Raw genomic sequence first — 2,979 nt, 5'->3', positions numbered from 1 at the left:
CTGCACATAGTCGAGCAGGCGTTGGTAATGGGTAATCAGCACGACCGCCTTGTCCGGCGCGCGCATGATGCGGTTGATGCCGTCGCCCACGATCCGCAGTGCGTCGATGTCCAGCCCGCTGTCGGTTTCATCCAGAATGGCGAGGCGCGGCGACAGGATGCCCATCTGCACCATTTCGTTGCGCTTCTTCTCGCCGCCCGAAAAGCCGACATTGACATTGCGCTTGAGCATGTCGGCATCCATGCCGAGCGCATCGGCCTGTGCACGCGCCAGCTTGATGAACTCACCGCCCGACAAAGGCTCTTCGCCACGCGCGCGGCGCTGGCTGTTGAGCGCCTCGCGCAGGAAATGCAGGTTCGAGATGCCGGGGATCTCGACCGGATATTGAAAGCCCAGGAACAGGCCGGCGGCGGCGCGTTCATGCGGGTCCTTCTCCAGCAGGTCTTCGCCGTCCAGCGCGACCGAGCCTTCGGTGACTTCATAAGCTTCGCGACCGCCCAGCACATAGCCGAGCGTCGACTTGCCCGCGCCGTTCGGACCCATGATCGCATGGACTTCGCCCGCATTGACGGTGAGGTCGAGACCCTTGAGGATCGGCTTGCCGTCAATTTCGGCGTGGAGGTTGTTGATATTGAGCATGTTTCTTTCCGTAGCTGGCCTTAGCCGACCGATCCCTCAAGACTGATGCCGAGCAGCTTCTGCGCCTCGACCGCGAACTCCATGGGGAGTTGTTGCAGCACTTCCTTGGCGAAACCGTTGACGATCAGCGCCATTGCCGCTTCGCTGTCCAGCCCGCGTTGCTGGGCGTAGAACATCTGATCTTCGCTGATCTTGCTGGTCGTCGCTTCATGCTCGATCTGGGCCGAGGGATTGCGGACCTCGATATAGGGCACGGTGTGCGCGCCGCATTGATCGCCCAGCAGCAGGCTGTCGCACTGGGTGAAGTTGCGGACATTCTCCGCGTTCGGTCCCACGCGGACCAGACCGCGATAGGTGTTGTCGCTGCGGCCCGCCGAAATCCCCTTGGACACGATGGTCGATCGCGACCCCTTGCCATTGTGGATCATCTTGGTGCCGGTATCGGCCTGTTGCCGCCCGTTGGTCACCGCGACCGAGTAGAACTCGCCAACCGAATTTTCGCCGTTCAGCACGCAGCTTGGATATTTCCAGGTAATCGCGCTGCCGGTTTCGACCTGCGTCCACGACACCTTGGAATTGCGGCCCTGGCACAGCGCGCGCTTGGTGACGAAGTTATAGATGCCGCCGACGCCGTTTTCGTCGCCGGGATACCAGTTCTGGACGGTCGAATATTTGATCTCGGCATCGTCCAGCGCGACCAGCTCGACCACGGCGGCGTGGAGCTGGTTCTCGTCGCGCATCGGGGCGGTGCAGCCCTCAAGATAGCTGACATAGCTGCCCTTTTCGGCGACAATCAGCGTGCGTTCGAACTGGCCGGTGTTCTCCGCATTGATGCGGAAATAGGTCGACAATTCCATCGGGCAGCGAACGCCCTCTGGAATGTAGACGAAGGTGCCGTCGGAAAAGACAGCGCAGTTGAGCGTGGCGAAATAATTGTCGCGCATCGGCACGACCTTGCCCAGCCATTGCCGGACCAGATCGGGATATTCCCTGATCGCTTCGCTGATCGAACGGAAGATGACGCCGGCGGCCTCCAGCTCCTTGCGGAAAGTGGTGGCGACCGACACGCTGTCGAACACCGCGTCCACGGCGACGCGGCGTGCGCCCTCCACCCCGGCGAGCACTTTCTGCTCCTCGATCGGGATGCCCAGCTTTTCATAGACGCGCAGGATTTCAGGATCGACCTCGTCCAGACTGTCCAGCTTGGGCTTGGCGCGCGGTTCGGCGTAGTAATAGGCGTCCTGATAGTCGATCGGCGGGACGTTCAGCTTGGCCCAGTCGGGTGCCTCCATCGTCTGCCACATCCGGAACGCCTTGAGCCGCCAGTCGAGCATCCATTCCGGCTCGCCCTTTTTGGCGGAGATGAAACGGACCGTATCCTCCGTCAGCCCCTTGGGCGCGAAGTCCTGCTCGATGTCGGAGCTGAAGCCCCATTCATACTTCTTGTTAGCGGCGGCCAGCGCCTCGGCGTTTTTCACGGCCATGGCGGTATCGGTCATGCTTCGGCTCCAATGCCCATCGGTTCGGGTGCGGGCGTGTCGATCAGGTTGGACAGGGTGATGCCGGCCAAAGCGCCGCGAACGGCTCCGTTGACGGCATTCCAATGGGGACGGACTTCGCACGACCCTTCGATCGCGCAGTCGTGGCGGCCATGGTCGACGCACTGGGTCATGGCGATCGGCCCCTCGATCGCCTCCACAATATCGGCCAGGGTGATGGCGGCGGGCGGACGCGCGAGGCGAAAGCCGCCCCCGGTCCCGCGCGAACTTTCGATCAAACCGGCTGCCGACAGGCGGCTGACCAGTTTCTGCACCGTCGGCAGGGGAAGCCCCGTTTCCGCGGCCAGCAGCGTCGCGTTCAGACGCACCGACCCGCATTGACGAGCGGCGGCGCGCATCATCACGACGGCATAGTCGGCCTGGGCGGAAAGTCGCATAATCTCCCAATCGGACGGATTTGATCCGATTGACATGTGGGCGCGGCGACCCGGCGGGTCAACCCCGTTCGGGTGGCGTTAGTTCGTTGAAGGCACCGGGCGAAAGCGTCATCGCCAGCACGGGGTCCATGCGCGCCGCCAGCGTGCCGGGCGTGTGGCCGGTAAAGTGCCGGATTTCGCGGATCATATGCGGTTGGTCGTAAAAGGGTTCGGCCACGGCGCGCGGATCGGCTCCATCGGCCAGTGCGGCGGCGGCGCGCAGCGCGCGAAACTTGCGTTCGAGCAATTTGGGCGGCGCGCCGAAATACTGGTTCACCAGTCGCACCACCTGTCGCGACGAAAGCGGAATCGCGTCGAACAGCGTCTGGACGCGCGGCGTTGGGTTATCGGTCAGCCATTGTCGC

Annotated in this window: 3 protein-coding genes and 1 pseudogene; all 4 read right to left on the bottom strand. The window is 62.9% G+C overall.

The features are described 5' to 3' along the window. Positions 1-639 (bottom strand): Fe-S cluster assembly ATPase SufC (gene sufC, locus VL973_RS13810; protein ID WP_325284605.1); only part of this gene is annotated, 639 nt, incomplete at its 3' end. Between the two features lie 20 nt (positions 640-659). Beyond that, the gene (gene sufB / locus VL973_RS13805) at positions 660-2,123 is read right to left on the bottom strand and encodes a Fe-S cluster assembly protein SufB (RefSeq protein ID WP_414712256.1); all 1,464 of its coding nucleotides are present in this window, start codon (positions 2,121-2,123) and stop codon (positions 660-662) included. Positions 2,124-2,134: 11 nt separating this feature from the next. Continuing rightward, on the bottom strand, positions 2,135-2,575 hold the full coding sequence (locus tag VL973_RS13800; protein WP_325284603.1) for an SUF system Fe-S cluster assembly regulator: 441 nt from the start codon (positions 2,573-2,575) through the stop codon (positions 2,135-2,137). 58 nt (positions 2,576-2,633) lie between these two features. Beyond that, a pseudogene (locus tag VL973_RS13795) lies at positions 2,634-2,979 on the bottom strand (hypothetical protein); the annotation flags it as partial.

Origin of the sequence: Sphingomonas sp., from assembly GCF_035490575.1 — a bacterium.
Taxonomy (GTDB): domain Bacteria; phylum Pseudomonadota; class Alphaproteobacteria; order Sphingomonadales; family Sphingomonadaceae; genus Sphingomonas.
The sequence above is the reverse complement of the archived record's forward strand: the minus strand, read 5'-3'. Positions and strand labels throughout refer to the sequence as shown.